Genomic DNA, 23,825 nt, shown 5'->3' with positions numbered 1-23,825 from the left:
GTCCACCGCCCGGCTGCAATCTGCCCCGCTTGTGGCGGTGCAGGATTTACGCCTAAGCGGTGCAGCCCTTCGGCTATAGTACCATTGGCATCTTTAGACGGACACAAAAAACCGGGCACAGGGCCCGGTTCAGCTATAAAATAGAGGGCTGATTATTTACTTGCTGTATCTAATAACTGCAGGTCCTGCTGATCCAGTTGTAAGCTGGTAGCGGCAATTAAAGTATCGAGTTGTGTTTTGCTGGTGGCGCTGGCAATGGGTGCGCCAATATTCGGCTGGGCCAGTAACCAGGCCAATGCCACCGATGCCGGTGTACTGTTGTGTTTGGCGGCAACCGTATCCAGCGCTTTCAATACGCCTAAACCTTTTTCGTTCAGGTATTTTTTGGCGCCCTGGCCACGTACACTTTTTCCCAGGTCGGCTTCCGAACGGTACTTACCGGTTAAAAAGCCAGCGGCTAATGACCAGTAAGGAAAAACTGTCAGGCCATGTTCGGCTACCACGGGTGCATAATCAGTTTCATAAGCCGTACGCTCTACTAAATTATAATGCGGTTGTAAAGCCTGGTATTTGGGCAAGCCGTTTTGTTCGGCCAGTGCCAGTGATGTCTTCAGTCTTTCCACCGGTACATTGGAGGCGGCTATATACCTTACTTTACCGGCTTTTATCAGTTTATCATAAGCTGCCAGGGTTTCTTCCACGGGCACTGTGCCATCATCAATATGGGTATAGTACAGGTCAATATGATCGGTTTGTAAATTTTTTAAAGACTGTTCGGCCTGTTGGATAATATAATCCGCTTTCAGGCCTTTGCGGCCATCACCATGGTCCCAGCCCACTTTGGTAGCAATAACTACTTTATCACGGTTGCCACGGGCCTTGGTCCATTTGCCAATAATAGTTTCCGATTCGCCGCCTTTATTGCCGGGCACCCAAACCGAATAAGTATCTGCCGTGTCAATAAAATTAAAACCGGCTGCTGTAAATGCGTCCAGTATTTCAAATGATTGTGCTTCGTTCAATGTCCAGCCAAAAACATTGCCGCCTAAATTAACAGGCGCTACAGCCAGGTCGCTGCTGCCAATGTTGATTTTTTGTATTGCCATAATCTTGTAAATAGTGTTGGTGAATAAGATAATGATAACAACGGGAGTTACCGGATTGTTGGCAACAGCCGTTAAATAGGTATGGTTGTGCTAGTTTTTACCCGCAGAGTGCGCAGAGCAAATGCACGCAGATTTTCGCTGAACAGGTTTTGGTCAGCGAAGATTTGTACAGCGAGTACGTTTTATGCTAGCTGATTGCTGGAGGTGTAAAAGAATACAGCTTTTACTATTAAAACCCGCAGAGGATGCAGAGAAAAGGCACGCAGATTTTCGCTGAACAGAGTTTGGTCAGCGAAAATCTGTACAGCAAGTACGTTTTATGATAGCTGATTGCTTTAGTGAAATAGCGCTAAGGGTATAAAAGAATAAATCTTTTAACGATCAAAATTTGATCCCCGTAAATCCGCGGAACAAATCCCCGTAAATCTGCGGGCAAAAAACTTTAACCACCTGCATACAATAAAAAAATAGCCGGCTGTTTATGCATATCCGGTGGCTGCTGTTTCCATTGGGCAATGGTTTTGGTCTTTACCCATTCGTCAGGTCCGGTTAAATTAACCGCCACGCATAACTGTGTGCCGGGCTGTGCCGTTTTAAGAATAGTTTCCAGTAACTGGTTATTGCGGTAAGGGGTTTCAATAAAAATCTGGGTGCAGTTCTTTTTGCGGGAGTATTCTTCCAGCTCTTTCAGCTGTTTCATACGCTGCCCGTTATCAATAGGCAGGTAACCCACAAACTGGAATTGCTGACCGTTCATGCCACTGGCCATTAAAGCGAGTAAGATGGAACTGGGGCCGGTCAAAGGTTTTACGGTGGCCTGTGCCTGCTGGGCCACACCAATCAATATTTGCCCGGGATCGGCCACACCGGGGCAGCCTGCTTCGCTTACAATGCCGATGGTCTTGTTTTGTTTCAGGGCATTTTTAAAATGGCTGATAACCTCGGCTTCTGCCTTGTGGATGGTATGCCATTCATAATTATCAATGACCATGCTGCTCCACAACTGTTTAAAATAACGGCGGGCACTGCGTTCGTTCTCCACAAAAAAAACGTCGCACTGCTGTATGGCCTGTGTTACATAAGCGGGTACGGCCTGCAGGCCTTCTTCATGTAAAAAACAGGGAATTAAATATACGGTTGCTGCCATGCTGTAAAGAAACGAAAAACTATGGTATGTAGCCGGCAAACTACTGCGAATAAAAAAGGCCGCTAAAGCGGCCCTTTTTAAAATTATAATCCTACGTTTAACAGGTAAGTTACCCTTGCCCGGCATTGCAGGGTGGTGGTGGTTTTACGTTTGCCGCTATAGGTAAACTTATAACCGAAGGTATTGCCTTTTAAATAATCTTTCAGGTCCACACCGGCGGTAATGGGTAACTCCACACTGTACGGTTGTGTGGGCGATGTGGTAATAGCCGCATAAGTGGTATAACCGGGTTTGTTATCCGATTCAATGGCCAGCGACAGGTTGTTCAAGGCGGTAAAGTTATCATCAGGCGCACTGGTGGCAGAAGTGGTTATTACACATGATTGCACTTTGGCCGATTTAATATTCTCCACGCCCAGTTCGCTGTTCTCCGCTTTAATAACTGCATCCAGCTCATTGGCTATATTAGCCTGGATATCGGTATAAGTAACAGCTGTTTCGTTGATAGGGTCAATTTCAAAATCAATGTTAACGCTGGTGGTTACATTCACCTTGATCAGGTCTTTTACTTTGTCGCAGCCGGTAAATAAAAGGGTAAGAGCTAATGCACAAGCCGTAAGGATAGGTTTCATGAGTGGTAAGGGTTTAAAAGTTTAGGCCGCAAAGCTATTGCCTGGCGGGTATATTTTATAATAATACAGGGGTAATTATGGGGTAAGAACGAGAATATCCCTGGGATTATTACTGTACAAGAGAAAAATCAATCATTCCTTACCTCGTGTATGGTAAGGGTAGCAGCAACAATGGCATAAGCCGGGGCAAAAATAATGACCAGGTGCATCAGGTAAAAAATAATACCGTTACCTACAGCCAGGCCTTTGTGCAGGCTGATGAATTTATTGCTTTGTTTGCGGGTAAAGCCGTCCTGGCGGGCCATGCTGTAGTCCAGCATGGAAAAACCATAATAGTAGCATTCGATCAGTAAGGCAATTACGGGGGTGATCCAGCCAATAACCGGCACCAGGGCCAGTACCAGCAGTCCCAGTAAATACATCAGCTGGCGGGGTAAATTGCGTAAAGCGGTTCTGATGCCTTTCAAACAATCTGCTTTAAAGGTAGCGGCATTCCACTCGTATGTACGGCCTTTAATAATACTCTCAATTTTTTCGCTGAGTATGGTAAACACCGGCGAGCCAATAATGAGAATAATGTATTTGAAGAGGGCAATACAGAGCAGCATGAGTAAAAGACGTAATACCAAACCGCCCATTACAAATAAAAAGCTTAAAAATGTATTGTGCTCATTTTGTAACCAGGCTTCAATACCCAGTTTATTGCTCAGCAGGGTAATAGCATCATTGGCATAACCCCAGAAAAAATACATGCCGGTAATAACCAGTGCCGCGTACAGGATGCCGGGTATAAGTACCCAGTTCCAAAGCTTATACTGCTTTAAAAACTGGTGCGCCTTACTATAGGCCTGGAACGCTATAATAATTTCTTTTAACAAACGGGGCTACTAAGTGGGTAAAAGTAAGGGTTATCAACTAAAAATAAGAAGTCTTTCGTATAAAAATATTGCCAAATTTTAATGTATACATTCAATAACTGTTCAAACAAAAGCCGGCAACAGCCGCAAATTATATACCGTTGTCACAGTTACCGGTATATTATTGATCCAGGTTATCTTTAATAATATCCTCGGAATCCTGTACATTATTAAATGCCAGTTCCATCTTTTGCCGGTCAAATTCTTTTTCATTATTGGCGAGCCAGATAGTGGCTACGCCATTGCCGATAAAATTGGTGATGGCCCGGGCTTCGGACATAAACCGGTCCACGCCCAGTAATAAGGCCAACCCTTCAATGGGTATTACCTTAATGGCCGTTAAGGTACTGGCCAGCACTACAAAACCGCTGCCGGTAACACCTGCAGCCCCCTTGGAGGTTAACATTAAAATGCCGATGATGCTGGCAATTTGCCCCCAGGTTAAAGTAACATCATATACCTGTGCTAAAAATATCATGCACATGGACAGGTAAATGGTAGTGCCATCCAGGTTAAAGGAATACCCCGTGGGCACTACCAGGCCTACAACCGGCTTGCTGCAACCCATGCGTTCCAGTTTTTCCATCAGGTTGGGCAGGGCAGCTTCGGAGGAGGAAGTGCCCAATACAATCAACAGTTCTTCACGAATGTATTTTAAAAACCGCCAAAGACTGATATTATAGTGTTTCAGGATGAGCCACAGTACCAGGAAAATAAAAATGGCCATGGTGGCATATACTGTCAGCATGAGTTTACCCAATGGTAATAAAGTGGCAATGCCGTATTTGCTGATGGTATAAGCCATGCCACCAAAAGCACCGATGGGGGCCAGTAACATTACGCGGTGCAGGTATTTAAAAACGTATTTGGATATTTTCTGTAGCACGGGTATGATCCTGTCCTTTTTTTGATAACCATTCAACAACACACCACAAACCAATGCGGCCAGTAATACCTGTAACGTAGAATTCTCTTTAAAAAATTGCCACCAGCTGAAAGCTTTTTCCGCATTGGTGTATTGACTGATATCGCCACCGGCTACCGCTGAAGTGTTTACCCCATGCCCGGGCTGTATGAGTAAAGCAACGGCAACACCAATGATTAAAGCAAAAGTGGTCACTACCTCAAAGTACAATAAGGCCTTGGCACCTACCCGGCCCACTTTCTTCAGGTTACCCATACTTACTATGCCCAGGGTAATGGTGAGGAAAATAATGGGATTGATAAAGAGTTTAACAATGCTGATAAAACCACTACCCAGGAATTCGCTGACCGTGTTCTTAATATTCATCTGCTGCCCCAGCAAATGAAAACTATAGCTTTTTTCAAAAATTTTATGTTGTGCCCAATGAGGTGCATAATGTCCTACCAGCACACCGGCGGTAATAGCCACCAGCACCCAAAAGGTAAGATTGGTCAGTATTTTTTTTAGCATGCAATTTTTTGTGACTTCTAATTTAACTGATTAAAACAATTCGTGAAGGTTTATTTATGAACGTAAATACCCGTAACAGGGTATCGGTGGCAGCAAAAGGTTTTGTTTCTTGCAGCAACAGTAATTACGCTAACAATCTTTATTTAAACCAGCAATATGAAAAAGATAACAGTAGTTTTATTCAGCCTCGTATTATTCTCCTGCGGCAGCGGCGATATGAAAGTACCCGATCCGCCAAAAGATATAAATACTGTAAAAACAGCTATTAAAGGCAAGACCTTTACAGCAGATAAAACCGGTTTTTTTGGCGTGCTTACCGTAAATGATAAACAGGAAGTAAGCTGGATCGATCCCGCAAAAGAACCCGAGAAATATGCCAAGGAAGCAGCGGAGGAACTGAACGGTAAATTCAGCTTATCCTTTGTCAATGATACGGCGGTGAATATTGTATCCAAAGAAGTAACCACTACCGGTACTTATGTGGTGGATGATGCGGTAGGTGAATATGATAAAGGCATGGCCGGCATTAAATTAAGGTTGAGTTATGTAGATACCACCATGAGCTTTGGCTTTGGTGATAGTTCACCGATGACCATGACCTACACCTATTTTGTAAAAGGGGCTCATGATAAGGAGCTGTTGTTACAAATGCCCAGGGAGATCAACCGCCGCCCGCTAATTGTATTATTAAAGGCAAAATAATTCTCATGTACAGCGGGCAACAAGCTACAGGCATCAGACAAATGTTATTACCCACAAAAGCCAATGCGTTTTTATGGGTAAACGCCCTGTGCATGTTGTTTGGTTTGTTGTTTTTGCACTGGAGTCCGGCAGCCGTTTTAACGGCTTATTTTTTCGAGACCATCATTATCGGCTTGCTGCATGTGGTAAAAATGCTGGCGGTATTATGGTGGGGTAAGGATCAGCCGGCATTACCGGCGGGTAAAAACAATTCCCGTCCCGGCTTCCTGGTACCCTTTTTCGGGGTACACTATTTCTTCTTTGTATTTGTACAATCGGTATTTATGTTTTTGCTGTTGCAGGGCGAAGTGCCGGGTATTAAAGAGCCTTTCCAGGTACTGCACAATTACCGCGTATTATTACAAAACAGCGATACCCAACAGGCGGTTGCCCTTATAGCTTTTACCAACCTGATACTTGTATTGCGCCAGTTCTTTTTACCCGGTAAATACCGTACGGCTACGGTACAGGCACTTTTTCTGCAGCCCTATGTACGTATTTTTATACAGCAATTAGTGGTCATACTCTCCGGCTTTTTCATATTCCTTCCCGGCGCTGTAATTGCCGCGGTACTATTAATACTCATCAGGCTGGGGATTGACCTGGTATTATTTGCTGTTACTAACCGGAAAGAAAAGCGGGAGGAGTTGGTAAATGCTTTAACCCGTGAACAGGAGGGGGAAGTACAGGCCAAAACCAGGGAAGCACTACGTAATATGCCGGATGAATAAATTTATTTTTCCTTCGGCTTGTTTTTTACGGTCACCGCTTTTTTAACGGCCTTGCTACCAAACTTATCTTTAATATCGTCCACGGCCTTGTACAGGTTTAACTTCTGCGCATTGTTATTAAACAATTCCATCTGTATGGTAAAGGGTATCAGCTGGCTAAGCCTTACACCTAATAAACGGATAGGCCTTCCTTTCTCGTAGGCACGGGTAAAAATATCCTTGGCTTTTTTTATCAGCAGGTCATCCAGCGAGGTATAACTGATGGTTTCCTGGCGGGTGATGGTCTCAAAATCGTTATACCTTATTTTCACAGCAATACAGCCGCTCAGTTTTTCATCGCTGCGCAGGTCGTACGCTACTTTCTCGGTAAGCCTTACCAGCTGGCTGTATAATTCTTCCATATTGGTAAGGTTTTCATGAAAAGTATTTTCGCGGCTCATACTCTTCTGGTCCCAGTCGGTTACAATTTCGGCGCTGCCGATGCCGTTGGCCTTATTCCATAATGATCTGCCCCAGGAGCCTATTTTACTTTCCAGCACTTCTACCGGTGTCAGCGCAATATCCTTCATGGTAAACAGGTTCATCTTCTTTAACGTAATACTGGTTTGGGCGCCTACCCCGTTTATTTTATCAATACTCAGGGGCCATAAAAACTCCTTCTCCTTACCCGGCGGCACCTGTAAAAATCCATTGGGCTTGGCCTCGTTGGTAGCAATTTTGCTGATGAACTTGGCGGTGGACAGACCGCAGGAAATAGGCAGGCCTGTTTCTTTGATAATGGTATTGCGCAGGTCCTGCGTGTATTTGGTAACGCCAAAAAACTTATCCATGCCGGTAAGGTCGCAATAGAACTCATCAATGGAAGCTTTTTCAAACAGCGGTACTTTTTCGGCAATAATATCGGTTACCCAGCGGGAATATTTGCTGTACTCGCTGCCCTGACCACGCAATACAATGGCCTGCGGGCATAACTGCATGGCCTTGCGCATGGGCATAGCGGAATGCACCCCAAACTTACGGGCTTCGTAGCTGCAGGTAGATACCACGCCTCTTTCGGCTGATCCGCCCACGATCACGGGCTTACCTTTCAGGCTGGGATCCAGCAATATTTCCACGGCTACAAAAAACGAATCCAGGTCAAAATGAACAATATGTTTTACCGGTGTTTGCAAGGTGTAAAATTACCTTAATTACAGGAGCAATGTATAAATATGTATAAAAAGGTGGACGTGTAAAACTTGGCCGAACCAGGTGCTTTGCGGTCATATAAAACAACGATTCATATTGTTTACCAAATAGGCTTACCGGCCTGGATAAAATTAACATGCGACCCCGCCGGGGTCGAAAAATTGTTTAATCATTGTGGCTATAAACCTATGATGCCGATGGCATCAGGATGCCCCGTTTTAGTGAATGACAGGAAGTTTTATGGTACCGGTTTTTACTAATGGGTGACGGAACTTTCCCCGGAAAAAAACGTCACCTCGACGCAGGAGAGGTCTCCTGCAATAGTATACCACTTTCATTAGCAGCAGATGTCTCCTTCGTCGGCATGACGTTACGGGGTAAAGCTTTCCGCTTTCAGCCTTCAGCTTTTTGCTCCTTCTACCTTATGCCTTCAACCTTTTATCTTATAAGAGACTTTCCCAGGCAACACATCGTCACCTCGACGCAGGAGAGGTTTCATTCACTGGCATACCACTTTCATCAGCAAGAGATGCCTCCTTCGTCGGCATGACGTTACGGAGTAAAGCTTTCCGCTTTCCAGCCTTCAGCTTTTTGCTCCTTGTACCTTATGCCTTCAACCTTACACCTTATAACGGGACGTTCCCTCGAAAAAAGATTTTCAAAAAGCTTTCCGCTTTCAGCCTTCAGCTTTCCGCTTCCCTAAATAAATTATATTTGATCATGCAATTGGAGTGGATAAAAACCGGCATTGGTCCCATAAAAGACCTGATTACTTTTTTAAACAAGGAGAGTAAGACCAGTGATGTGATTACCCGGCAGCTGATAAGGGAGCTGCGGGATAACCTGAACATTTTTTACAATGCCTATAAAAACAATGTATCGGCCGATATTATTATTGATATGCTCAGCAATAAAGCCTACCAGGATGCCATTGATAAAAACTACAAATTTAAAAAACTGCGGGTGGGCGATATAGAGCCCTACCATGTGCTGGACGAACGCAACCGGCGTTACGTGGGCTGGAATGCCGATAAACTGATGGATAAGATTGATGAAAAAATTGTGGAGCTGAAAAACCTGAAGCAGATGAATGGCAACAGTGTAGCACAGGTTAAAAACAATGTGGCCTTAATGATCAGCAACCTGTTTTACCGTATTAAACTGCTGGTCGATTTTATACGGTCAGATATGAAATAAAAAAAGAAGAGTTGCCAAAAGGCAACTCTTGTCGTGTGTGTATGTGAGCCCCCGTCTAGAAGTAAATTATTTAGTGTTCAGTTGGTTGATCAGGCTTAACAAACCACTCTCTGACACTTCGGTCATATTAAAATCTACCCCGAAGAAATTGGCGCCTGGTGCCGGTGTGCCGATGGTTACATCTTTCATTTCGGCATAAAACTTATCGTTTTTACTGCTGATGGCGAGGAAAGTTCCTTCTTGTCCAACGGGTATACTGTTCTGGTAACTCAGGAAACCATCTTTACCTGGTGCGGCATTCAGTATGCCTACGGTAAAGCGGATAAGCGTATTGGTTGTTTTTGTTTTAAAAAACAGCATGCTGGGTTTCATATAGCTGTTAATATTTTCATTGCTTTCGGAGTTAAAGCCGTCGCCAAAATAGCCAAGTACGGTGGTTTTGGGGCGTGGATCGTTGTACAGGGCATCGCAGTTACGCCATTGGCCCAGTGCATCTATAGGGAAAGTGCTTTGTGTGGGTGTGGCAGCGCCCAGGCCGTTTATCTGCTCCCATTGCAGGGTAGTAGCCATAAACACTTGTTGGGTTACGGTGGTAGGCTGGTTTAAATGGTTATGGCCATTCATTACATACTCCTGTATCTGGTCGGGTTCTACACCGTTCCACATGGGTATTTCTCTTTGCTGGCCGGTAGCGCCGTTGCCTACGGGCATTACTACCATAATGGGTTTATCGTTCAGGGCTAAAACGGTATCGTTAATGGTGGCATCTACCCTTATTTCACCAAAGGATTCCAGCATGGCACCGCCTGTGGTAATGGTAGGTTTATTGCCCAGCAGCATATCGCTGGGTTTAAAAATATCCAGCACTTTTATTTTTACATTACCGCTGGCAACCAGGTTGCCGTTCAGTTTTTTAAAGGCGCCGGCCGGTATGGTTAGCTTGCTACCTTTGCTGGTAGTAATTACACCACCGGTAGCGGCATCTACTGTAAAGGTTTCGGCACTGCGCTGGTATTTTTCAAAAAACTCGGTCAGTTTCTTTCCATCTTTTTGTTTGGGTAAAACGGCATCGGCGCCTTTTTTACAACCGGTAATGCCGGCGGCAATAAATAAGGTTAGGGCGGCGGCAAAAAATACATTCTTTTTCATATTGATTGATTTTGTGTTACAAATGCGTTGCATGTAACTATATCAACCAACTGTTTTTTTTGTTACCCCTGTTGGTGAAATATTTTTTTAGGCGGGCCGCCAAAGAAAAAAAATGAGTGTTACGATACTGAAAATCAATTATTTAATTTTTTTTCTTTGCCGCCGGGCTTTCCGCTATTACTCCGGCCCAGCCCCGTCACACAGACCCTCACCGGGTAGCCGCCGCAATCCCTGCCCGATTTATTCTCCTTGCGGCTGATACAATAAATACTGAATGCAATAATTCCTGGCCGGTATATTTTCATTTGGGGACATACAATGGATATAAGGATACAATAATTCTTGTTGCAAATATTAATTAATTAAAATATCTTAGCTAAGCACAACCACCAATTGTACAACGTAACTCCATTAACGAACTATTAAACTAATACTAATTGCTGCTCATTAGTTAACGTAATTAATTTTTTTATAATTCTATAACAATTACTACTATCTGATTAGTAATAGTTCTTTGTGTGTAGCAATTATACTTTGTTTTAGCGGCGGTTTTTATAAAAACAACATTTTTAATGAAGCATATTCAACCATCTACAGAAAATCAATTTTCGGAAGATCAAGGGAAAGAAGTATTTTATTTCTATGGTGAAGATCGTAATCCTGTTCATAAAGCAAAAGAGATTTATAAGAAAGAAAAAATAATTATAGTTTATCCATATTCATTAAATCGCTCGACAGGGCAAGTGACACCAAAAAAAATCAAAAAAATTGAATTTAGAGGGTGGTCGACTCTTGAGGCAGTACCAAATGATTTCAAAAAAACTTTAGGTTATGGATTCAGAACAAAAAGAATTAAAAGCTTTTTGCAATTAATCTATTCAAGATTTAGAGAAGTAGAGAATATTATTTTTGGCATAAACATACAAAATAGGTTTGCAAAAAAGACTATTACATTGAATTGGGGCGATGTGGAAAAAATATTAAAAAATATTTATAAAGAGTTTTTGATTGTCGATAGTAATAGAAAACTTTTAATTACCAATGAACTTTCAAGACTTACAACTAAGATTGCACCAATAGAAAAGAAACTAACAGCAGGTGAACTTGAACAATATCTAAGTAAATTTGGTTCATTCGAAAAAATTACACCTAGAGATGTAGAAACACTTGCAAAAGTTTTTGAAAAACTTCCATCTGGTAAAATTATTACCACTTCACACTTCATAAAGACCAAAGAAAAACTAGATATAGTTTATTTAGAAGATGTTATTGAGAAGTTCAAAAAGTTACTAACAGTTACAAATGATAATGAAGAGCAATGGCAGATTTTTTTTGAAAAATACTCTTGGGTTCTTACTCATCTGTTCCCATATCAAGTTATCTTAAAAAAAGGAAAAGCATATGTCGGTGGTAAAACTATCGAAAACGCTGAAGGACGCGTAGTGGATTTTCTTTTTGCAAGCAATTTAAGTGATAATTTTGCCCTTTTAGAAATTAAAACACATAATAAGGAACTACTAAAGCCGACTGCATACCGAAAACCAGATGTGTTCGCTTGGGCTGATGAATTATCGGGTGGTTTAAATCAATGTTTAGATCAAAAACATACATTTCTTAAGGACTTTGGAAAAGAAAATCCCTCATACGACCCTAAAGCAATTTTAGTTATTGGATTAAAATCTAAACTTAACAGTAATCAAACAAAATGTTTTGAATTATTGAGGGCAAATCAAAAGAACGTTGATATAGTGACTTTCGATGAATTATTAAAAAAACTAGAAGGATTGCATAAAGTAGTCACTGGTAAAGTATAGTAAGACATTACCGATAATCTGCATTAACTATTAGTCGGCTTTAAAGAATGATATTGTTAGTTTTTGCTGTCACTAAAGACACGGCCTAGACTACTGACGATAATTAATCGAACATATCACCCATTTCAATAAGTTCAAATATTCGGGTTAAGTTATTTTTTTGATTTTCTGATATGCTTTTAATTAACTCCCAACATTGATTGTCCGGCAGTTTACTAATCTTTGAGTTAAAGAGAATTTCAACTTCGTTTAGCTTTTCGTTATATTTAAATAGTTTGTCATTATTAGTTGCCTTGGTAAACTCATGATATGCAACCCCTAATGTGAACTCCAGAAGAGAAAGAGGGTGCTTATATTGACTTCTAGTTCTTGTTTCAAAATTAAATTCAAGAAGAAAGTGTTCCTGATATGATTCAAACGATATTGTCTTATCTCTAAGCCCCTTAAAAAATACCGGATTAAAGAATTTTAAAAAAGTTAGGAATGTAAAGAAATTAGTATTTATTATTTGGTTTGGCTCTAATAAACTTAATGAAATTGTTAAATGAGCAAAGAACCTTTCTTGCTGGCGTAGCGTTAATTTGCCTATGTTATTATGCATTAATATTTCTACTATTAAATGCATTGTTCTATGGGTGTCGTCAGGTCGGTGAAATCCTTTTTGGGAAATTATTTCATAAATTTTATAATGCTCTAATAAGAATTGATAATAAACGTTAAATTCTGGTTCTGGTAAAGAATATTCAATATCAATAAATCTTTTTAAATAATCTTCTGTATCAATATTATCACTACCATAATACCCTTTGATTGCATTACTTAATTGAATCTTATCGATTGACAAAACAAAAATTATATTAGGAATTGTAAAAAGATGTTTGATTTGTTCTAGAACGAGAACTGCATAATCTGGCCTACACCTATCTAGTTCATCGATAAAAATGACTAAAGGTTTTTCATTTGAAAGCTCAGTTACAAACGATGTAAGATCTTCTCTAAATGTGGCTATTGCTTTTTTCCTGTCTAAATAAGCATCAACTTCATTTTTAAAAACGTCGCCAGCTCCTTTAGAAACTGCTTCTGCAATTTCTGAAGTCGTTTTATCGCCAATAAACTTTCCGAATACCCCTTTTATAAGTGCGGGCAGTGCTGATTTTACAATTATAGCAGCACTTTTAATTAGATTATGAATTTTTTTAGAATCTTTCTTGCCGAACAGTTCTATGAACTCTCCTATAAAAATATTTAAAGGGTTGGTTTCGTTATCTTGCTCCCATGCATTAAAATATATAGTTGGAAAGAAATCTAGCTCTAGTTTTCTTTGTAACATTTGAATAAATGTTGTCTTACCTGTACCCCATTTGTTATTTAACGCTAACACAAAACCAGAAGGATAGCTTTCAATTAATTTAACGATAATGTTAGCATATTTTTGTCTGCTAAGCTTGCAATTTAAAAATGGATTATTGTTATCTACATCTATTTTGGGGCTTTTAATATTCATATTTTCTTTTTATATAAAAGATGAAATTTAAGTTTTATTGTAAAGTAATAAATCGTTTTTAATGTAACATTGGGGACTGATTTTATTAAAGTATATGTTGTTTTTGTTGTGATCTGATAAGTACGTTAAAAGGTCGCAAAGCGACCTTTTCTTTAATATTTTGTATCGTACTATTTTCTTTCTATAAATTTCTCCAGTCTAGCCATTATTTCATCCTTTTCCTTCAACATTCTTTCATACAAAGCCATTTTCTGTTCATGGAGCTGCATTAGTTTCTCTACATTGTTATTATTAAAGGTTGGGTTGTAATTAATCAAACCTTGGGTATCGTGAAATGTGTTAGATATAATATTCACCGCCTGGTCATCAGTCATATTCTTAAAGGCATCTACGGGGAGGTTCATAATATCGGCTACACGTTTAAGCAGGGGAGGATCAATAATTTCTTTTTGTTCCAGCAGGGATATCTTTTGTTGATTCCAGTCATCGCCCAGGTCGGCAGCAAGTACTTCCTGTTTTATACCCAGCATTTCGCGGAAACGTTTTATGTTGCGGCCTTCGTGTATATTATTTTTTGGCATGGCGTTTTGTGTTGTCATGGGGCAAATTTAATTGTTTACCGGCAAAAGGTGTTTACCTAAAGATACATAAAATACAAAGATAAGCCCCGCCCGCGGCAACAGGCCGGCGTTAGCCGGGGTAGGGTAAAAACCAATTGCTGTAGGCCGTGTAATACATGTAAATTATAGCTTATAAGTTGGGGTTGCCAGAGTACATGTTCTACACCTGCCGGGTAGTAGTTTGTTGCTATTTATTATTTCTTTTATTCAGCCTGGCCCTGGTCATCCGCTCTCTTAAACCGCCTTCATTAATAAAAGCAATTTCCAGTGCCTTTATTTGTTTGCCCAGTATATAAGAGGTAACGTTAACCAGGCAGCGTAAAAAGTTGGCGCTGATCTCGGGGTTTTCATGCTCTATGGCTTTTTGATAGGTTTGATAAGTGGCATTGGGTACCTGGTTTAATTCATCAAATCTTATGGAGTAGGGATGGGTACGGGACCATTGTTCCAGTTTGTGTATGCGCAGGTAGTCTTCATAATCAATCATCAGTTCTTCCAGGCTGGCACGGGCTACATTGGTGAGTTTAATTTCGGTTTCCTTGGAGGTGGCGGAGGCCATACTGGCTTCGGCAATATTCTGTTTACCTGATCGGGCGGCCTGTACCATCTGATCAATGGTGCGGTCGTACTTGCGGAAAAAACGGTTACAAAAAAACACGGTGCCATCGTAAATAATTTCGGCTTTCTGGTAACTGATCAAACTGCGGTACCCACCATGTTTGGGTATAAAGCCACCGGCTTCGTTGGCGTTGCTCATAAGTATGGGTGTTAAGGTTAACGGTATTGTTACTAAGTTACAAAAAATTAAGGTTCAGGTGTGCGGTGGTTCTGCCGGGTCATACGGTCTCCCGTTTTGTAGACCGGGGGACCCGGCAGACAAGCCACGCTAAAGAAACGACTGCCGCATCATACGATGCTGATTAGCGAACCGAACGATGAACGGAGCGTCGCAACGAGGGATGATTAGTATTACTGCAGCCGGTAAAATAAAAAAGCGCTTACCATACCTGGCAAACGCTTTATGAATAGTCATAGTTGTTGAAATTAATTCAAACGCATCAGCAAAAAATCGCCGCTAACATTATGGGCTTCGCTTGATTTACACTGGCTGTCAAAATCGAGACCATTGTAATACAGGGTGCCGGAGAAACTGCCCTCTACCTCGGTCATGCGGCCGGCGCCAAATTTGGTAAAGCTGGTATTAATGGCTGCACATTTATAGGTGGACGTACAGTTGTTTTGTGCATTACGGCTGCGCACCACATAGTTGTTCTGGTAACCGATGCCATTGCTGGCGGGCATAAACACCATTTCATCGGCCTGGCCGCTGGTATTGTTAAAACAGTTGAGGCTGTAACTGCCGCTGGTTGTTTTTTTAATGTTGATGGTAAAGCTATTGGTAAGGTTGGAGTTGGCATAGTAACCGGCCGCAATCTGCAAAAAGCCTTCATCGGTTACACCACAGTTCACCATCTGGAAATTATTATTATCGGCGGGTAACACACCACCCACACCATATTCGGTATAAAAATATTCGCCGCCATCTACTTTCAGGCGCAGGTAATAAGGACTGCCGATGATGGTTACTTCCGATACCAGCATATAATTGGTATTGGGCAGGTTGCGTTTACGGGCCACCATATTTACACTCAGGCTTACCTTGGCCGGGTTGGGTACTGTGCCGGGCGCCTTGTATACCGCATGCAGGTTGCCGGGTTCAATGCTGCCAAAGCGGCCGCCTGAAGTAGCGCCGTTCACCATCCACTCCTTAATATTAAAACTCAGGAATTGCTGTGTGGCCAACAGTATCTGTTGCTCCTCGGTTACTTTGGTATTGGGGCCAAATTTTACAGGCGATAAAGGCACCAGCAGGTCATCCCTGTTTTCGTCGGTTTCTAAAAAGCCGGTAATGCTCAGGTTGAGCGTTTCATTCACTTTTACCGTGGCGCGGGCCGGTGTTAAGGTAAGATCCATAAAACGGCCGATGGTCCAGTCGCTGAAATGGGTGGTTTCCACCGTAATGGTTTTAGTGGCTTTATCAACCACACTGTTTTTAATGCCTGACCAGGTGCCATCATTGTTCTGGGTATTGATCCATAAAAAATCTTCCACAGCAGTACCAAGATCAGCATCGGTATAATGAAAACGCAGTGTGATAGGTTTAGAGAAGGTAACGCCTTCGGGTAATAAACGGTAACCGGTACTTAACCCTAAGGGTGCCAGGTTGCTGATGGGTTGTATAGATACCGTGGTAGCGCTGCTGAAAGCCCCGGCAGGGATGATAAGGTCCAGCTTGCCATCGGCTGAGGTAATAGTGGTAGCCGATGCATTAACCGGGTAACTGGTGGCGCTGCCCAGTGGTGTGCCTTTTTCGGTAACAACGGGTGTGGCATTTTCAAAGGGGTTGGTATTATCATCGCCCAGGCCCTTTTTGCAGGACGAAAAGATAAGGATGGCGGCCAATACGGTTAATAGTTGTAAGGGTTTCATGTGGTAGAGCGTTTTAATGAAGGCCAAAACTAACTACCTGTGTTACCGCCGGCAATCCTGCAAAAAGGGGATATTTGAGCAATATTATTTTATGGCCTTATACCCAGTAAACTGCACAACTGCTGGTAGGGCATGGCTTTTAATTCCGATTCGGTATAGGTCTGGTTATTAATATCGGCCCGGGCCTCGGCATTGGCTACCCGGCCGTTAATAAGGGTAGAGGCGGGGATAACAAATATTCGGAACTTACGGAAGGTAACGCTGCCGGCATAAGGACCGCCGGCCGGGTTATGTAAAAATACCCTGTAGGTGTAGGTAGTGGGATTTGCCTGGAAAAACAGGCCCCTGGTTACATACGAGTTAGTAGACCCATTGCCTGGAATATTATACCAGGCCGATTCGGCTTCAGCGGATGGATTATAATAGGCCAGCACCACGCTGCTGTCTACCTTGCCTTGGCTGATGGATAATGGGTAGTCGGTAGAGCCGGTAAATGTTTTGGAATCAAAATTATACAAGGTTACATTGGCATTGCCCGCCGGGCCGGTATCGCCTTTTTTAGAACAGCTGGTACTTACAGCGATGGCCGTGAACAGGAGGGCAGCTACAAATAAAGTTTTCATGTGCATTTGTTTTTGTTTACAATGATTGAAGCCAAAGCTACATCACTGTTATGCCTGCTAACATGCACAATCGACCAATAACGTGCTTACTCGACAAACAGCATTGAATATAAAAAAACCGCTGCAGAGCAACGGCTTTTTAAGTTTATTATAATTTCCTGATCTTGATATTACGGTACCAGACCTTATCGCCATGGTCCTGCAGGCTTATCTTACCTTCGCGGTAAGTACCAAACCCCGGCATATCCTTGAACTTGCTGCCGGCAATTAGTTTTCTCCAGTTGTCATCCCATAAATGGGTAGACACTACGTTCACCCCGTTCAGGTAAAAATCAAGCTTGCCCTTTACCGATTTTATTTCGGCATGGTTCCATTCCAGCGCGGGTTTTACGGGCTCGCTGCTGCTGGCAATTAAATCATACAGGTCGCCTGCACGGTGTTTATGTATTTTGGCATCGCTGTGGCGTTCATTATCCAGCACCTGCATCTCCGGGCCGGTCTGCCAGCCCCAGCGGTATTTGGTCGTATCCTCATGAATATAAAAGATAACACCGCTGTTACCGCCTTTATCTACTTTCCAGTCGTATTGTAAATGAAAATCGCCGAAAGCCTGGTCAGTAACAATATCACCGCCGGTGGCAATCTGCCAGTCATCTTTTTTAGCGCCCGCATCCAGGAAAATGCTACTGTCCTTTACGATCCAGGCCGTACCTACGGCACCACCGCCATACTTATGCCAGCCTTTATAGGATTTGCCGTCAAACAACAACAGCCAGCCTTCTTTTTTTTCCTGCTGGCTGAGTGTATTATGGACCGTTTTTTTCATGGTCGATTGCTGGGCTTTGTTTTGGGTACAGGCAGTTAAACAAAATGCTGCCAGTAACCCGATACCTAATTTTTTTGCGAACATGTTTTATAATTAAATAATGAACAATTGAAAATTAAAGCAGTTGAACTGCATTTATTTTTTCAGTAATAAAATATAATCCACAATAGCTTCGGCATTTTCAGTTGTCATGGAACTGTGTTTGGTCATTTGTACCGTGCCCCAGATGCCGGTGCTGCCATTGATGATACGCTGTGCCACGGCCTTTTTTTCTTCTGGCGTAGCATTGGCATATTTGGCGGCTATTTCGCGGTAGCTTGGCCCCATGAATTTATTATCCACCTGGTGACAGGTAACGCAATCGTCCTGTGCCACCAGCGATAAACCTTTCTGGTAAACGGGGTTATCGGATAAAGAAGGTTCACTGGTTTTAGCTGCGGCTTCTTTTTCTTTCGGCTTACTATCGCTGCCACCGCAGGCAATAAGGGCAATGAGGATTACTAAACTACTACCTACAATTAACTTTTTCATGATTTCAATGCAAGGATCTTATTTGATAAAATGTGGGTTTATGAAAGGTTCAAAGGTTCAAAAGTTCAATGTTCAATTGTTCAAAGGTTTTGTTGTTCTGCTATTAACCATGAACCATTAACGATGAACTACTCCCTCAAAGATACTCGGTTTATGTGGATGATACACATCCTTTACAGGCCCAGTATTTTGCGGTTAAAGTTTTCGTCGGTATCTACTGCTGCAAAATCGTCAAAAGCCTTTTCGGTTACACGGATGATATGGTTATTAATAAAGGCTGCACCTTCTCTGGCCCCGTCCTCCGGGTGTTTAATGCAGCATTCCCATTCCATTACGGCCCAGCCATCGTAGCCATACTGCGTTAGCTTACTGAATATTCTTTTAAAATCCACCTGGCCATCACCGGGACTGCGGTACCTGCCAGCACGGTTCAACCAGCTTTGGTAGCCGCCAAAAGTGCCCTGTTTACCGGTAGGGTTAAACTCGGCATCCTTCACATGAAAGGCTTTGATGCGCTCGTGGTAAAAATCAATATACTGTATATAATCTAACTGTTGCAGTACAAAATGTGAGGGGTCGTATAATAAACAGGCACGGGGATGATTGTCTACTTCTTGTAGAAACATCTCGTAGGTTTCGCCGTCAAACAGGTCTTCACCGGGATGTATTTCGTAACAAACATTCACCCCGCACTCGTCAAAATAATTTAAGATGGGCAGCCAGCGGTTGGCCAGTTCTTTAAAGCCCGCCTCTACTAAGCCAGCCGGACGCTGCGGCCAGGGGTGAAAAGTATGCCATAACAATGAGCCGCTGAAAGTGGCATGGGCCGTGAGTCCCAGGTTTTGCGATGCTTTGGCCGCATATTTTAATTGTTGTATGGCCCATTGGGTACGTGCTGCCGGGTTCTTTTTTACTTCTGCTGGTGCAAAAGCATCAAACAGGTCATCATAAGCGGGGTGAACAGCCACCAACTGTCCCTGTAAATGCGTTGACAGTTCGCTGATCTGTAAACCCTGCTCCAGTATCAGGCCTTTAATATCATCGGCATAGGTTTTACTTTCGGCCGCCTGCTGCAGGTTAAAAATATTGGGATCATTGGTAGGTATCTGCACGGCTTTAAAACCAAGATCAGCTGCCCATTTACAAATACCGGTTAAGGTATTAAAAGGGGCTTTATCACCTAAAAACTGTGCTAAAAAAATACCGGGACCTTTTATTGTTTGCATACTGTTGAATTAAAAATGGAGAACTAAAACTTTGTTTGATTTATGGTGCAAAAGGCAGCCATTTAATATCCGACCGGCCGCTTTCAATGACCGTGTCAATAAACTGCATGCCTCTTATACCATCGGTAATGCCGGGGTAATCCAGCCACTCCGGTTGCGGTGTAATGCCCGCCAGGCGTGCCTGTAAGCTCAGGGCAAAATTGCGGTACAGGTTGGCAAATGCTTCTAAGTACCCTTCCGGGTGCCCTGCCGGTACACGGGTATTGTGTTGTGCAAAACTGCTTACATACCCACCACCGGTGCGTAATTTTTGCGCAGGCTGGTCAGGCCATTTTAAAAATAAGGTATTACAGTCTTCCTGCTTCCATTCCAGTCCGCCTTTATCGCCGTATACCTGTATGGTCACATTATTCTCTTCACCGGCTGCTACCTGGGTAGCCAGTAACAGGCCGCTGGCGCCGTTGTTAAACTTTAATAATACAGCGCCATCATCATCCAGTTGCCGGTTAGGCACTACTATATTAATATCGGCACATAATTTAGTTACCTGTAAGCCGCTGATATATTCGGCCAGGTTAAAAGCATGCGAACCTATATCGCCCATGGCACCAGCCTTACCGCTTTTACCAGGGTCGGTACGCCAGGATGCCTGTTTATTATCACCACCTTCCAGGTAATCGGATAACCATCCCTGCGGATAGTATACATGCACTTTGCGAATGGTGCCCAGTTTGCCCTGCAATACCTGCTGGCGTGCTTCCTTTATCATGGGGTAACCGGTATAGGTATGGGTCAAACAAAACAACAGGCCGGTATCCTGTACCAGTAGCTGTAACTTTTTGGCTTCGTCCATATTTAATACCAGGGGTTTATCCATTACCACATGAAAGCCGTTTTCCAGCGCCAGTGCAGCCGGTGCATAATGCATATGGTTAGGTGTAACAATGCTTACAAACTGCATGCGTTCATCAGCGGGTAATGTTTTCTCCGTGTTGATCATTTCTTCAAAACTGCCATACACTCTTTCCGGTGCCAGGCCCAAACTATCGCCCGTTAGTTTCGATTTATCGGCATTGCTGCTGAAGGCGCCGCAAACCAGTTCTATTTCTCCGTCAAGGTTGGCCGCCATGCGGTGTACTGCGCCAATAAAGGATCCCGGCCCGCCGCCTACCATACCCATACGTAACTTTTGCTTCATGATATTTTACAATTTTTATAATGAACCCTGCAATGATAAAGATATTGTGATACAAATTGCGAAAGGAATACTGATAAAAAAGTATTTAAAAAGGTTAAAATAATGGTACCCTTTTTATGCAATCGTTTTTTTAGCAATAAAAATAGGTCATACAATTGTAATGTAAAACCAAAACATTAAATTTAGACTTTCTAACGATTAAGGCCACAAATAAAATTATGAAGTCATCCACTCGTTTCCAGTTATCCTTTATGATGTTTATCGAATTTTTTATTTGGGGTAGCTGGTTTGTTACGTTAGGCCCGTTTTTAGCCTCCAACTTTCCCGATGCCGATGGTGGCGCCGTAGCGAAAGTATTCTCCACACAATCATGGGGGGCTATTCTTGCGCCGTTTATTATTGGTTTAATTGCCGACAGGTATATTAATGCCGAACGTATTTTAGGCATACTGCACTTACTGGGTGCTTTTCTTATGTACCAGATGTATAATGCCGAAAGTATCAGTGTGTTTTATCCTTATGTACTGGGTTATATGATCCTGTTCATGCCTACCATCGCATTGGTTAACTCGGTTTCGTTTAACCAGATGAAGGACCCGGAAAAAGAATTCTCCATCATCCGTATGCTGGGTACTGTGGGCTGGATCGTAGCTGGTTTAATTATCAGTTATGTTTTCTTCTGGGATTCACCGGAGAGCACAGCGGCCGGACAGTTAAAAAATACATTCCTGATGGCGGGTATCGCTTCATTGATACTGGGCCTGTACAGCTTTACCTTGCCTAAAACACCACCGAAACATAAGGACGGAAAATCGGCTTCCATTAAAGAAATATTAGGTCTTGACGCATTGAAATTGCTGGCCAACCGCAACTTTGCCATCTTCTTTGTAGCCTCTATTCTTATCTGTATTCCGCTGGCTTTTTATTACCAGAATGCCAGTGCTTATCTGCTGAATATCGGCGTACCAAAGCCCGCCGGTAAAATGGCGATCGGGCAGATGTCCGAAGTGATATTCCTGATATTATTACCCCTGTTCTTTAAAAAATACGGCTTCAAAAAAACGATCCTGGCGGGCATGCTGGCCTGGTGTTTACGGTACCTGTTATTTGCCTACGGTAATGCCGGTGAACTGAGCTTTATGATCATACTGGGTATTGCCTTACACGGTATCTGTTACGATTTCTTTTTTGTGTCCGGTTATATTTATACCGAAACAAAAGCCGGCGAAAAATACAAAAGCGCTGCACAGGGCCTGGTAACACTGGCCACTTATGGTGTGGGCATGTTAATTGGTTTTGAAGTGGCGGGCTTAATAAGTGATACCTATAAAACGGCTGAAGGCGCATTTGACTGGAAAATGATCTGGATCATTCCTTCCTGTATTGCTTTAGCTGTATTTTTATTGTTCGCTGTTCTGTTTAAAGATGAAAAGAAATTAACAGCGGTGAAATAAGTTTTAGGTGATCAGCTGCAGGGCCCTGAATCATCGTCCCTTGCGTCGCACACTTGTACTGTATATCGCTGGGCAACAGAAGAAAGACAGGAAGACGGAAAGTCAGAAAGACCGAAACTTGGAAGGAAGGAAAGAAACCACTGACGATCTATACGATTAACAAATAACCATTAACCTTTAACGTATAACGGCACCTATGAACCATGAACATTTAAAGAGGAACTATACTAAAATATGAGCAATCATTTAAGCAGGAGAAAAGCTATTCAACAACTATCGGCAGGAGCGCTGGCTGTAGGCCTGGCCCCGGTAGCGCAGGCTATGAGTAATCCGACGAATATGGAAATATCAAACGCGTTAAAAGGTAATATCAATCATTCTGTTTGTTACTGGACCCTCAGCTCCATGCCCCTGGAGGAGCTGTGTATACAATTAAAGAAATGGGGCGTTAAAGCAGTCGATCTTTTAACCCCATCTGAATTTGCCACCGCCAAAAAACATGGCATTGAATGTTCCATGTGTTATACCGCCGGGAAAGTAAGTTTAACCGAGGGCTGGAATAACCCGGCCAACCACGAGTGGCTGATAAAAGATTTTACCGAAGCCATACCCGTAGTAGCTGCGGCAGGTTATAAAAACCTGATCTGTTTCAGTGGTAACCGTAATGGCATGGACGATGTAACCGGTTTAAAAAACTGTGTTACCGGCTTAAAAAAGATCATGCCCCTGGCCGAAAAACATGGCGTGATCATCCAGATGGAGCTGTTCAACAGCCGGGTAGATCATAAAGATTATATGTGCGATAAAAGTGAATGGGGCATAGAGCTTTGTAAACAACTGGGTTCTGATAATTTTAAACTGCTGTTTGATATTTATCATATGCAGATCAATGAAGGCGATATTATCCGTAGCATTAAAAACAATCACCAGTATTTTGGTCACTACCATACCGCCGGTGTGCCCGGCCGTAACGAGATAGATGAAACACAGGAGCTGTATTACCCGGCTATCATGCGTGCCATTGTTGCTACCGGTTATAAGGGTTATGTTGCCCAGGAATTTATTTCCAAAGGCAAGGACAATGCGGCTAAGCTGGATGCTGTCCACAAAGCGATTAAGATATGTGATGTGTGAGGGAGTAATTTGGTAATTTGATGATTTGGAAATTTGGTAATGTTATTCTTCACAGGATGTCATTATAAAAAATGCTTGAAAAATAAATAAGCACAAAGCTTAAAGCAGAAAGCCGAAAGCAATGCTAATTTGGTAGTCAGGTAACTTGGAAGTTTGATAATA

22 protein-coding genes are annotated in these 23,825 nt (G+C 42.5%); 6 read left to right on the top strand and 16 right to left on the bottom strand.

All coding sequences use genetic code 11. From position 1 onward, the window contains the following. Positions 1-152: 152 nt before the first annotated feature. The 5 genes from ACFS6H_RS02180 to ACFS6H_RS02160 all read right to left on the bottom strand — a co-directional run bounded on the left by ACFS6H_RS02180 (position 153) and on the right by ACFS6H_RS02160 (position 5,237). Entirely contained in the window at positions 153-1,106 is a 954-nt protein-coding gene (locus ACFS6H_RS02180; RefSeq protein WP_386094738.1) for an aldo/keto reductase, read from the bottom strand. Between the two features lie 442 nt (positions 1,107-1,548). Further along, a complete protein-coding gene (locus ACFS6H_RS02175; RefSeq protein ID WP_386094735.1) occupies positions 1,549-2,253 on the bottom strand; it encodes an SAM-dependent methyltransferase in 705 nt (234 codons plus the stop codon). 83 nt (positions 2,254-2,336) lie between these two features. Then, a complete protein-coding gene (locus ACFS6H_RS02170; protein WP_386094732.1) occupies positions 2,337-2,885 on the bottom strand; it encodes a hypothetical protein in 549 nt (182 codons plus the stop codon). A 128-nt stretch (positions 2,886-3,013) separates the two neighbouring features. Then, positions 3,014-3,763 carry an EI24 domain-containing protein gene (locus ACFS6H_RS02165; RefSeq protein ID WP_386094729.1) on the bottom strand — a complete coding sequence of 250 codons (750 nt, stop codon included), beginning with the start codon at positions 3,761-3,763 and terminating at the stop codon, positions 3,014-3,016. A gap of 160 nt (positions 3,764-3,923) precedes the next feature. Then, complete coding sequence (locus tag ACFS6H_RS02160; RefSeq protein WP_386094726.1) at positions 3,924-5,237, bottom strand: cation:dicarboxylate symporter family transporter; 1,314 nt, start codon at positions 5,235-5,237, stop codon at positions 3,924-3,926. A gap of 156 nt (positions 5,238-5,393) precedes the next feature. Between ACFS6H_RS02160 and ACFS6H_RS02155 the strand changes: the two genes are divergently transcribed. Both ACFS6H_RS02155 and ACFS6H_RS02150 read left to right on the top strand, forming a co-directional pair. After that, positions 5,394-5,939 (top strand): hypothetical protein, encoded by a 546-nt coding sequence (locus ACFS6H_RS02155; protein WP_386094722.1) that lies wholly within the window; start codon positions 5,394-5,396, stop codon positions 5,937-5,939. A 5-nt stretch (positions 5,940-5,944) separates the two neighbouring features. Next, positions 5,945-6,709, top strand: coding sequence for a DUF6498-containing protein (locus ACFS6H_RS02150; RefSeq protein ID WP_386094719.1), 765 nt, complete (start codon positions 5,945-5,947; stop codon positions 6,707-6,709). 2 nt (positions 6,710-6,711) lie between these two features. On the opposite strand, the gene dinB is transcribed toward ACFS6H_RS02150, so the two are convergent. Continuing rightward, positions 6,712-7,881: a DNA polymerase IV gene (gene dinB / locus ACFS6H_RS02145; protein WP_386094716.1), complete on the bottom strand. Its 1,170-nt coding sequence runs from the start codon at positions 7,879-7,881 to the stop codon at positions 6,712-6,714. Positions 7,882-8,611: 730 nt separating this feature from the next. Here dinB and ACFS6H_RS02140 point away from each other — a divergent pair. Continuing rightward, a complete protein-coding gene (locus ACFS6H_RS02140; protein ID WP_386094713.1) occupies positions 8,612-9,094 on the top strand; it encodes a hypothetical protein in 483 nt (160 codons plus the stop codon). 66 nt (positions 9,095-9,160) lie between these two features. Here the strand turns inward: ACFS6H_RS02140 and ACFS6H_RS02135 are convergent, their stop codons facing one another. Further along, positions 9,161-10,243, bottom strand: coding sequence for a hypothetical protein (locus ACFS6H_RS02135; protein WP_386094711.1), 1,083 nt, complete (start codon positions 10,241-10,243; stop codon positions 9,161-9,163). A gap of 572 nt (positions 10,244-10,815) precedes the next feature. Here ACFS6H_RS02135 and ACFS6H_RS02130 point away from each other — a divergent pair. Then, on the top strand, positions 10,816-12,057 hold the full coding sequence (locus tag ACFS6H_RS02130; RefSeq protein ID WP_386094708.1) for a Shedu immune nuclease family protein: 1,242 nt from the start codon (positions 10,816-10,818) through the stop codon (positions 12,055-12,057). A gap of 103 nt (positions 12,058-12,160) precedes the next feature. Here the strand turns inward: ACFS6H_RS02130 and ACFS6H_RS02125 are convergent, their stop codons facing one another. The 9 genes from ACFS6H_RS02125 to ACFS6H_RS02085 form a co-directional block, all read right to left on the bottom strand. After that, positions 12,161-13,561, bottom strand: a complete 1,401-nt coding sequence (locus ACFS6H_RS02125) for a KAP family P-loop NTPase fold protein (protein WP_386094705.1) — start codon at positions 13,559-13,561, stop codon at positions 12,161-12,163. Between the two features lie 170 nt (positions 13,562-13,731). Next, positions 13,732-14,160, bottom strand: a complete 429-nt coding sequence (locus tag ACFS6H_RS02120; RefSeq protein ID WP_386094702.1) for a helix-turn-helix domain-containing protein — start codon at positions 14,158-14,160, stop codon at positions 13,732-13,734. Between the two features lie 208 nt (positions 14,161-14,368). Then, positions 14,369-14,938 (bottom strand): four helix bundle suffix domain-containing protein, encoded by a 570-nt coding sequence (locus tag ACFS6H_RS02115; protein ID WP_386094699.1) that lies wholly within the window; start codon positions 14,936-14,938, stop codon positions 14,369-14,371. Between the two features lie 287 nt (positions 14,939-15,225). Beyond that, complete coding sequence (locus tag ACFS6H_RS02110) at positions 15,226-16,671, bottom strand: hypothetical protein (RefSeq protein WP_386094696.1); 1,446 nt, start codon at positions 16,669-16,671, stop codon at positions 15,226-15,228. Between the two features lie 89 nt (positions 16,672-16,760). After that, a complete protein-coding gene (locus ACFS6H_RS02105) occupies positions 16,761-17,294 on the bottom strand; it encodes a hypothetical protein (protein ID WP_386094693.1) in 534 nt (177 codons plus the stop codon). 148 nt (positions 17,295-17,442) lie between these two features. Continuing rightward, complete coding sequence (locus ACFS6H_RS02100; protein ID WP_386094690.1) at positions 17,443-18,204, bottom strand: 3-keto-disaccharide hydrolase; 762 nt, start codon at positions 18,202-18,204, stop codon at positions 17,443-17,445. 51 nt (positions 18,205-18,255) lie between these two features. Next, on the bottom strand, positions 18,256-18,651 hold the full coding sequence (locus ACFS6H_RS02095) for a c-type cytochrome (protein WP_386094687.1): 396 nt from the start codon (positions 18,649-18,651) through the stop codon (positions 18,256-18,258). A 173-nt stretch (positions 18,652-18,824) separates the two neighbouring features. After that, on the bottom strand, positions 18,825-19,877 hold the full coding sequence (locus tag ACFS6H_RS02090) for a sugar phosphate isomerase/epimerase family protein (RefSeq protein ID WP_386094684.1): 1,053 nt from the start codon (positions 19,875-19,877) through the stop codon (positions 18,825-18,827). 40 nt (positions 19,878-19,917) lie between these two features. Next, positions 19,918-21,075, bottom strand: coding sequence for a Gfo/Idh/MocA family protein (locus ACFS6H_RS02085; RefSeq protein ID WP_386094681.1), 1,158 nt, complete (start codon positions 21,073-21,075; stop codon positions 19,918-19,920). Positions 21,076-21,293: 218 nt separating this feature from the next. Between ACFS6H_RS02085 and ACFS6H_RS02080 the strand changes: the two genes are divergently transcribed. Further along, the gene (locus ACFS6H_RS02080) at positions 21,294-22,529 is read left to right on the top strand and encodes a nucleoside permease (protein ID WP_386094678.1); all 1,236 of its coding nucleotides are present in this window, start codon (positions 21,294-21,296) and stop codon (positions 22,527-22,529) included. Positions 22,530-22,763: 234 nt separating this feature from the next. Further along, positions 22,764-23,663, top strand: a complete 900-nt coding sequence (locus ACFS6H_RS02075) for a hydroxypyruvate isomerase family protein (protein ID WP_386094675.1) — start codon at positions 22,764-22,766, stop codon at positions 23,661-23,663. Positions 23,664-23,825: the final 162 nt, after the last annotated feature.

It is taken from the genome of Terrimonas rubra (genome assembly GCF_042686025.1).
Lineage (GTDB): Bacteria > Bacteroidota > Bacteroidia > Chitinophagales > Chitinophagaceae > Terrimonas > Terrimonas rubra.
The sequence above is the reverse complement of the archived record's forward strand: the minus strand, read 5'-3'. Positions and strand labels throughout refer to the sequence as shown.

Bases quoted from the DNA above. Each gene is read 5' to 3' on its own strand.
- ACFS6H_RS02090 (WP_386094684.1), bottom strand. From the start codon at position 19,877: ATGCAAACAATAAAAGGTCCCGGTATTTTTTTAGCACAGTTTTTAGGT.
- ACFS6H_RS02095 (WP_386094687.1), bottom strand. From the start codon at position 18,651: ATGAAAAAGTTAATTGTAGGTAGTAGTTTAGTAATCCTCATTGCCCTT.
- ACFS6H_RS02170 (WP_386094732.1), bottom strand. From the start codon at position 2,885: ATGAAACCTATCCTTACGGCTTGTGCATTAGCTCTTACCCTTTTATTT.
- ACFS6H_RS02130 (WP_386094708.1), top strand. From the start codon at position 10,816: ATGAAGCATATTCAACCATCTACAGAAAATCAATTTTCGGAAGATCAA.
- ACFS6H_RS02085 (WP_386094681.1), bottom strand. From the start codon at position 21,075: ATGAAGCAAAAGTTACGTATGGGTATGGTAGGCGGCGGGCCGGGATCC.
- ACFS6H_RS02160 (WP_386094726.1), bottom strand. From the start codon at position 5,237: ATGCTAAAAAAAATACTGACCAATCTTACCTTTTGGGTGCTGGTGGCT.
- ACFS6H_RS02105 (WP_386094693.1), bottom strand. From the start codon at position 17,294: ATGAAAACTTTATTTGTAGCTGCCCTCCTGTTCACGGCCATCGCTGTA.
- ACFS6H_RS02175 (WP_386094735.1), bottom strand. From the start codon at position 2,253: ATGGCAGCAACCGTATATTTAATTCCCTGTTTTTTACATGAAGAAGGC.
- ACFS6H_RS02135 (WP_386094711.1), bottom strand. From the start codon at position 10,243: ATGAAAAAGAATGTATTTTTTGCCGCCGCCCTAACCTTATTTATTGCC.
- ACFS6H_RS02120 (WP_386094702.1), bottom strand. From the start codon at position 14,160: ATGACAACACAAAACGCCATGCCAAAAAATAATATACACGAAGGCCGC.
- ACFS6H_RS02100 (WP_386094690.1), bottom strand. From the start codon at position 18,204: ATGTTCGCAAAAAAATTAGGTATCGGGTTACTGGCAGCATTTTGTTTA.
- ACFS6H_RS02115 (WP_386094699.1), bottom strand. From the start codon at position 14,938: ATGAGCAACGCCAACGAAGCCGGTGGCTTTATACCCAAACATGGTGGG.
- ACFS6H_RS02075 (WP_386094675.1), top strand. From the start codon at position 22,764: ATGAGCAATCATTTAAGCAGGAGAAAAGCTATTCAACAACTATCGGCA.
- ACFS6H_RS02110 (WP_386094696.1), bottom strand. From the start codon at position 16,671: ATGAAACCCTTACAACTATTAACCGTATTGGCCGCCATCCTTATCTTT.
- ACFS6H_RS02080 (WP_386094678.1), top strand. From the start codon at position 21,294: ATGAAGTCATCCACTCGTTTCCAGTTATCCTTTATGATGTTTATCGAA.
- ACFS6H_RS02155 (WP_386094722.1), top strand. From the start codon at position 5,394: ATGAAAAAGATAACAGTAGTTTTATTCAGCCTCGTATTATTCTCCTGC.
- ACFS6H_RS02150 (WP_386094719.1), top strand. From the start codon at position 5,945: ATGTACAGCGGGCAACAAGCTACAGGCATCAGACAAATGTTATTACCC.
- ACFS6H_RS02180 (WP_386094738.1), bottom strand. From the start codon at position 1,106: ATGGCAATACAAAAAATCAACATTGGCAGCAGCGACCTGGCTGTAGCG.
- ACFS6H_RS02125 (WP_386094705.1), bottom strand. From the start codon at position 13,561: ATGAATATTAAAAGCCCCAAAATAGATGTAGATAACAATAATCCATTT.